The sequence below is a fragment of the Pedobacter sp. 10L46_2 genome (assembly GCF_056395165.1).
This window is the reverse complement of record NZ_JBFTIZ010000088.1, coordinates 1-7,909: the sequence shown is the minus strand read 5'-3', so window position 1 is coordinate 7,909 and position 7,909 is coordinate 1. Positions and strand designations below refer to the sequence as shown.

The window sequence follows — 7,909 nt, the reverse complement described above, 5'->3', positions numbered from 1 at the left end:
AGAAACAGGCTTTAAAATTATTGAGGTTACGAAAATATTTGAAGCTTATATGTCTCCTGGATCAGTTACAGAACTTTTATACTTTTTCATAGCCTCGTACACATCAGAGATGAAAATAAATGATGGTGGAGGCCTACCCGAGGAGGAGGAGCATATAACTGTTCTCGAAATCCCCTTCCCTCAAGCATTTGCGATGATAGAACTGGGAGAAATAAAAGATGGCAAAACCATAATGCTATTGCAGCATTTATTAATTAATCGGATAATGACCTTAAACTTATTACAAAATTAGAAAACAAGAACAATATGCTTATACTAATTGCAGGCCCTTATAGAAGCGGCACTAATGATGATCCGATTTTAATGAAGCAAAATCTGGCTAACCTTGAAGCCTTTGCCGTCCCATTATTCAGAAAAGGTCACGTACCAATGATTGGCGAATGGGTTGCCTTGCCACTGATAAATCTGGCAGGTTCTACACAAACAGGTGATGAAATCTGGAATGAAATACAATACCCTTGTGCCCACCGATTACTGGAAAAATGCGATGCAATACTTCGAATTGAAGGTCTATCCAAAGGTGCTGATGAAGATGTTAGAATTGGKAGGGAAAGAGGTTTAAAAATTTATTTTCACATTGACGAAGTTCCAAATGCTGAACAGTGAAATTAAAATTACTTGTAAACTTACTACAAAAAAAGGTTGATAAATTTAGTCTCGCAACAAACCCGGAAGGGGGCTGAAATTTGCCTCCTTCTAACTACCCACCTTTCTCCTGCGCCTTTAAATTAATTTTTGTCCAACCCATGCAATTTTCTATTCACTTTGATGTTCTGCGCCAATAATAAAAGGATACTTTAAACTAACCATACAGATCCTAGTCAGCCATTGTATATCACCCCAGATGTAGCATTCATCTTGATATTACTGCCTTTTATAAATGCAGTTACTAGAAAGACATTGAATAATCCCCCTAAAAAAATGAAAATAAATTGTCTCGAAATAAAGTACAGTTTTAGTGGCGCTGAAACTATTCTACATCCAGCTCTTCTGAGCTCGGAACATGAACTTATTTTAGTTGATTGCGGATATGAAGGATCATTACCATTAATCGAAAAGGCGATGAATCAAATTGGTTTTTCCTTGAAAAATCTGACTTCTATAATTGTAACCCATCACGATATCGATCACATTGGTGGTCTTCATGAGATTAAAGAAGTCTACCCTCATGTTAAAGTCTGTTCCTCTTCAACGGAAGCAAATTATGTTAATGGCAGGAAAAAATCTTTGCGAATGCTGCAGGCGCAAAAAATATATCCAGAGTTACCTGAATCAGAAAAAGCTAATGCGCGTTATTTTCAGTTAATGCTGACATCCGTAAAACCTGTTAATGTGGACTATGTATTCACGACGGATGATTTCAAAGAAAATAAAGATCTTAGGATCATTCCAACTCCTGGGCACATGCCTGGACATATATCTATTTATCTTTACCGAACCAAAACACTCATTGCAGGTGATGCATTGGTTATAGAAAATGGCCATCTTAATATTGCCAATCCACAGTACACGCTAAACCTCCCGGCAGCGATTAGGTCCATTGAAAAGCTTATTGAATTAGAAATTAATGAATTGATTTGTTATCATGGCGGAATAGTGCGAAAAAATGTGAAGCAACAACTCATTGACTTAAGAAAAAGCATATTTTAAAATTTCGCTGAGATGCTACAAAAAATCAAGAAATTTAGTCTCATAACAAACCAAGAAGGAGGCAAATCTTAGCCCCCTTCTACATAATCAACTTTTATTTTATATCAGGGGTAATGTCCTATCTCACATTAATATTCAAATCTTCCCCAATGAATTTGTGTGGCAAATTAATTAGATTAAGAATTTTTAATATTTAGCAGAAGTTTCTACTTAAATAGACTCATCTGTATTGATAAAGACAATATCTTTCAATTCGTCTTCAGTTGGTGGTTCAAATTCATTTTCCATGTAATGAAACATAGCTGGGCTCACTTCAAAAGAATAAGTTTTGCTCTTATCAGCGTTCCGCTTCATAACACGTTCCAAACGAGTCGGCAATTGTGCGTTAATATAATGTAGTTGGGTTGAAATCCCATGCTCTTTTGCCAACCCTAGGTATAGACTTCTATTTTGCACCTTCATAAAACCAAGATCCAAAATTACATTTCCACCTGTCTGAGCTATTTTTACTGCAGTGGACCATATTCGTTGCTCACATCTGTGCACTCTTATCATTATCCATCCAAAATCCATCGGTACTGGAAGGTCTGGACCAAACAATTCCTGCATCCAATCATCAATTGAGAGGTGAATTCCATTAATTTTTTCTGCTAAATTCATGGAGTAAGTAGATTTCCCGGCACCTTGCGTGCCAATTATTAAATGTATCATAAATCTCAGTTATTATATCTTCTTCTCATTTACATGGCGTGTTCCAGAAGTACACACCCCTAAATCATTAGTAAGTTTTTTCGTGATTTCTATTGGATCGTTTTGCTGCTTTTCCATTTCTTGCGCCAAAGCTATATCCATATCGCTACCTGCAAGTAATTTATTTATGATGCCTTTGCGATTTTGAGCTGAATGATTCTGGCTTAATTTAAAAGTATGATCGAGTTTGAGTACTTCCAGCTCAAATCCGACTATTGCTTTTAGATGTTTTTTAATGTAATCTTTATCCATCCTTCCAAATGCCGCTGGGCTGCTATCCGGAGATTCATATATATCAGTCAAGTCTTTTACCGCTTGGTAAGTCCCAGCTTCATCTAGCATTTTAATCCTGCCTTTTGCCTGTACCGAAAGATAATTCCAAGTTGACACCGAACTTGGTTTTTCATAAACAGAAGCACTGATGTAAGCGTGTGAACCACTGAATAGCGCCATTACTGATTCATTGATACTGAACGCACGGAAATGATCTGATTTTCTCATGATATGGCCAACCAGCAGGATCATATCACCTATCCTTTTTACAATTACCGGTACCTGGGTGGCAACAGGAAATTCCCCATCGTTACCTATCAGGGTAATAAAAGGATTTGCAAACATAAATGCCAATACCTTTTCACTATCCTCTTCCTCAAAAAATGGTGATCTATACATATAGTCAATTGTTATAATTTTTAAAGATAGAGACAATGAACTGAGCAGAAAGGTTACAGGGCCTATCCAACTTTCCATTAAATTACTCATAAAAGAAAAACTCATCAATACACAAATTGCTTATGAAGTAAGCTTCAATACCCCCTTCCTATCTCACGAAAAGCTTTATAAAACAATGTGGCATAACGCCATGGGAATACTTAGGGTATTTGAAAAAGAAATAGCCGGAAAAATCGTTTACCAGCTATTTTCAAAATTGGGGAGAAGGAATGAAGTGGGTTATCTGCTTAAAACAGAATCAGGTACTCAAATTCAACGAAATCTCAACCAGTCCTCATAATGCATTTCAAATTTAGTCTCTCCGTTAGCATAACTTCCGATAGGAGTCCAGCCTTGAAAATTATAGAATCGTTCTGCCCGGGTACCCGGGGATGTCCCCAACACCACCGTATCAGTGGTTTGTTCAAAATACCAATCGATCATTAGCCTGTGCAACTCCTTTCCAATCCCCTTTTCTGCAAATTCTGGATCAACAAATAGCGCCCAAACACTTCTTTCCATGAGGTCTATAATAGAGAAACCCACCACTAGCCCATCCACTTCACAAACCCATCCCTTTCCTTTCTCGGAAATGTAATATGCTACATCTTTATCTGGAACAAGATTAGGATCACTTAGTGTATTCTCTTTCACCAAGTGTCTCACTATCTGCATCTGTTTTATATCTGAAAGTTCCGCAGTTCTAAAAATCATAATCACAAAAATACAAATCCTAACCATTTTTTTTTCGAGGGATTAAAAGAATGGCGTGATATATTGTCCGTTATAGGATTCTGTGAGCGTATAAATATTGGCCTTGATTACACTGGCTATATTCAAGAACTCGAGTCAGCTGGATTTACGCTTTTCGGTTTACAACCGTAGTAGCAGATTACTCAATAACATCAAAAAAGACATGGGTTTATTTGATCTTGAACTTACTCCCATTTTACACATTGGTTTCCAGGATGGTCTTCAAATTGTTCATGTAATTTCGCATTGATCTTCTGGTCACAACATCAATATTTAACTTAGGTAAGCTGAAGCCCAAAGCATGCTTGACTATGCTCTGATCAAATTCGAGTCGATAAATGAACCGTGTAGAATCACCTTCGCAAATCTGCACACTCCGGGTACTTTTCAAGTAATGGGGATCACCATCAAGCGTTTGGTATAAAATCATATCATTTTGCTGAAACGCTATGCATTCCAGTCGGCGGATATATTGAGGGATCTTTCTGGAAAGAAAGGAGCTTTCTATTGCAATATTTCCTATTTCCAAGTCAGCCTGTGATGAAGTCAATATCACCTCTGTTCTCCATTCTCTGTCATTCCTCAAGTCAGAGATATAGTTATAAACGTCCTTATGGGGTGCATTGATGACGACTTGTATTGTTTGATCAATCATATTCTTACGTCTCTAAATTTGTGTAACCGATTAAAAAGGATTGTATTTACTTCACAGCTTTTTAACCTAAGAGAAGTCTGATGACTTGTTCTATCAACCCTCATAATTTTAAACCATATTCACACCGTCTCAAATAAGTAATAGACTATTCCAGTGCTCGGAATAGTCTATTGAGAACCTTTTAAGTTAGGCGCAGCAGCAAAGTGATTAAAGGCTGCTGCGCAGTACATCATTTAGGACGATCCTCTACAAATCCAGTTTTATGTCTTCCTGTCACTTTGAATGTAGCACCATCAATATTCAGGTCAAATGTGATCGAATCTGTAGGTGTACCCGATCCGGGACCAACAGTCCCATTTGTGATGATTCGGCCATTTGAAATGCTAAAACTTGTGTAAGGAGCCCCAACAGCGACATTAGTAACATTTGATACCGAGAAAGTCTGACTCCCAAGATCTACATTTATCTTTCCTTTGATTGCTATATTCTTCGTCCCAGCTCTCAGACCCGTACTTTGAATCCAAAACTGTTTAGCACTATTGTCTGCTGTATTGAAACTATACAAATTATATCGCTTCGCAGAATTGTCCACCGATACATGCCAGTCACCTGACATTTTTTGCATTACTGTTCCTCCATAATCTACGTCCTTTTTGCAGCTTGTAGCATATACGGCTGCAATAACCATCAACATTAAAGTCAATATCTTATTATTATTAATTTTCATCTGAATCTCTTTTGATTAAAAAACTATTTTCCCCACCAAACTTTGGTATAAATCGGCACCTCGGCTGGGGTATTGGTATTTCTACTTTTTTCATACTCTGGATAAACTAATCTTCTAGGAAAATTTCCCGCACCGGTAACACCTCTGGATGCATAAACTAAAGTACCCGGTTGGTAATCTTCCTCTGTTGAATATACAGGGCTAATCCTTGGGTAACCTGTTCTGTTTTGTTCAAAGAAAGCTTCCAAAGCATGGGAACCAAATAGTGACGCCCACTTCTGAACAATTATCTTTTCTATTTTTGTCTCCAGGTTGGCAGTTGTAGGGTATTTGTACGGACCAGCCAATAAAGTTGTAGGGCCAGGCAAGCCAAGATTTGTAAACGCTGCTGTTACTCCTTCATTGTACTTCAATTCCGCTCCTGAACCTCCATAGTAACGTTCCAAAAATTCTGCCTGCATGAAGCAAGACTCGGCTTTAGTGATGAACCAAACCGGTGCTGTAGGAGCAATAACAGGAACTACCGCATCAAAATATTCTGGGTGACTACTTTGATTCCAAAAATCACCTTGATTAATTGTAGGCACAGGGCTATCCACACCGAAATAAACCTGGGCCCGAGGATCCGCGTTTTGTTCCAGCCAGCTTACCAGCGTTGCACTCGCTTTTAGGTTATCTGTTGTATTCAGCCTTCTGAAGTTGTACTCAAACAAAGGATTACTTTTATTAGGAACATTCTCATACCCGGCCACACCTGCATTGGTGGTCAAAAATTTAGCATCTCCATCATACATTGCCTTGATACCCGCCTCAGCCTCCGTAGGTTTTACATAGGCCATTCTTAAGTACATTTTAAGCTTTAAGGTGTTTGCAAAACGCTCCCAGTTCTCCATCTGATCCTCAAAGGATGCATTGCCATTATCTCCAAAAACTAAGTCTATTCTACTGTCCGTATCTAGATGTGGTGTATTATGAAAGTCTTTTGCTAAGGCTGCATCGATTCCTTCAATCAATGATTTGTAGATGGTATATCCATCATCAAATTTGGGTTGCAAAAATGTACCAACCTTCAGGGCTTCAGTATAGGGAACTTTGTCAAACAGATCCACAAGAACCTGGTAGGTATAGGCCCGCATCACTGTAGCCATGAGATTATAACGCCAATCCTTTGCCACAACAGCTTTCTCAATTGCAAGCTGATAGTCCGCCAATGCTCCTGAATAAAGTTCCTGATAAGGGCTGTTTATAAAGGACGATGAATTTGGAACATCATAAGTGTCGAGACTAATGTATTGACTTGAAGAGTTATTTTGTGTCCAATGCTGAGACCAGATCCCGCCAACAATCGCTAAGTCCCCCCCTACTCTTCCTGCAGTTGAAATCACTCCTGAAGGGATTAGTGATTCAGGATTTGCCTTCTCCAGCAATGGCTTATTGGGATCTATGTTTATGTCTAACTTACTGCATCCACCACTACTTATGAGTCCAGCAAGTGAGCACACCATAATGACTTTATTTAAATTTTTCATTTGTATAAACAATTAATTGAAGATTAAAAGGTTAGATTTAAAGAAACGCCGAAATTCCTTGTGGATGGACCAGTTCTAAACTCTCCGAATTCACTGGAAAGGTCGTTACCAAAATTTGAAACCTCAGGATCTATGGTTATATTCTGTTTGGGCAACCAGGTAAGCAAATTCCTACCGTAAAGGGTGATCATCGCCTTGTCAGTTCCTATCCTTCTTGCAATGTTCTTAGGCAGGGAATACGCAAGCGTAACGTCTCTGAGCTTTAGGTATGTTTTGTCAATAATCCTATCCTTATAAGAAATTGCCCTTCCCAGGTTGGTATAATAATAGGAATAAACATTGTTTTCGGTAATCGGATTTGTATTCTCTACATAAGTCACTTTGCCCGCATTATCCACAACTTTTACCACTGAATTAGGCACAATAAACGTACGTCGGTCGTTAAAAACTGTATTTGCAGCATTACCCACAAAATTTAGCAAATCTGCTGTGCCGGAATAGAATAGGCCTCCCTTTTTAAAATCCAGCGTGAAGCCGAACATAAAATCCTTATAAGTGAAAGTATTGGTAAAGCCCATTACGAAATCGCGCTGAGAGGAGCCATAGGTTCCCAGATTAGGTGCAGAAGCGGGAAATCCATTTGAACTTACCACAATACGTCCTTCTGGATCATAAACTGGCACAGGAGCCTCAAATACGCCTAAAGGCTGACCAACCTTAGCCACAAATTGCGCATCAAATACAGCATTTAAGATTACCTTGCTCAGTCCATCCGGCAATTCGAGAACAACGTTTCTATTTCTTGTAAAGGTATATCCAATATTCCAACTCATATCATCAGTTCTTATCGGAACCCCGCTCAATGTGATCTCAATACCTCTATTACGCACCTTTCCGAAATTTACGACTCTGAGGTTTACACCAGTAGATGGCGCAGAGACAATGGGTAGAATCTGATCATTGGTAACGCGGTTGTAATATGAGAAATCCAGTCCTAGACGGTTATCGAAAAACTTTATCTCCGTCCCAAATTCAGTTTCTGTGCTGATCTCCGGTCTCAGTTTGGTATTATTT

The 7,909-nt window shown here is 38.6% G+C and carries 10 protein-coding genes; 3 read left to right on the top strand and 7 right to left on the bottom strand.

Annotated elements, in window-relative coordinates; translation table 11 throughout:
- From AC1DDX_RS11815 to AC1DDX_RS11805, 3 genes are all read left to right on the top strand, one after another.
- A partial coding sequence (locus AC1DDX_RS11815) for an NUDIX hydrolase (protein ID WP_477622069.1) occupies positions 1–292 on the top strand: 292 nt, incomplete at its 5' end.
- Between the two features lie 14 nt (positions 293–306).
- Positions 307–666 (top strand): DUF4406 domain-containing protein, encoded by a 360-nt coding sequence (locus AC1DDX_RS11810; RefSeq protein ID WP_288882628.1) that lies wholly within the window; start codon positions 307–309, stop codon positions 664–666.
- Positions 667–981: 315 nt separating this feature from the next.
- The gene (locus AC1DDX_RS11805) at positions 982–1,710 is read left to right on the top strand and encodes an MBL fold metallo-hydrolase (protein WP_288882629.1); all 729 of its coding nucleotides are present in this window, start codon (positions 982–984) and stop codon (positions 1,708–1,710) included.
- Between the two features lie 210 nt (positions 1,711–1,920).
- On the opposite strand, the gene AC1DDX_RS11800 is transcribed toward AC1DDX_RS11805, so the two are convergent.
- The 7 genes from AC1DDX_RS11800 to AC1DDX_RS11770 all read right to left on the bottom strand — a co-directional run.
- Positions 1,921–2,421: a P-loop nucleotide/nucleoside kinase family protein gene (locus AC1DDX_RS11800; protein WP_288882630.1), complete on the bottom strand. Its 501-nt coding sequence runs from the start codon at positions 2,419–2,421 to the stop codon at positions 1,921–1,923.
- Positions 2,422–2,433: 12 nt separating this feature from the next.
- On the bottom strand, positions 2,434–3,237 hold the full coding sequence (locus tag AC1DDX_RS11795) for an FMN-binding negative transcriptional regulator (RefSeq protein ID WP_288882632.1): 804 nt from the start codon (positions 3,235–3,237) through the stop codon (positions 2,434–2,436).
- A 207-nt stretch (positions 3,238–3,444) separates the two neighbouring features.
- Positions 3,445–3,846, bottom strand: coding sequence for a GNAT family N-acetyltransferase (locus AC1DDX_RS11790; RefSeq protein ID WP_337717414.1), 402 nt, complete (start codon positions 3,844–3,846; stop codon positions 3,445–3,447).
- Positions 3,847–4,120: 274 nt separating this feature from the next.
- Positions 4,121–4,579, bottom strand: coding sequence for an SRPBCC family protein (locus tag AC1DDX_RS11785; RefSeq protein ID WP_337717412.1), 459 nt, complete (start codon positions 4,577–4,579; stop codon positions 4,121–4,123).
- Between the two features lie 229 nt (positions 4,580–4,808).
- On the bottom strand, positions 4,809–5,306 hold the full coding sequence (locus AC1DDX_RS11780; protein ID WP_288882637.1) for a lipid-binding protein: 498 nt from the start codon (positions 5,304–5,306) through the stop codon (positions 4,809–4,811).
- Positions 5,307–5,329: 23 nt separating this feature from the next.
- Positions 5,330–6,835 carry a SusD/RagB family nutrient-binding outer membrane lipoprotein gene (locus tag AC1DDX_RS11775; protein WP_288882639.1) on the bottom strand — a complete coding sequence of 502 codons (1,506 nt, stop codon included), beginning with the start codon at positions 6,833–6,835 and terminating at the stop codon, positions 5,330–5,332.
- 23 nt (positions 6,836–6,858) lie between these two features.
- Positions 6,859–7,909: TonB-dependent receptor domain-containing protein (locus tag AC1DDX_RS11770; protein WP_477622068.1), on the bottom strand; the 1,051-nt coding region annotated here is incomplete at its 5' end.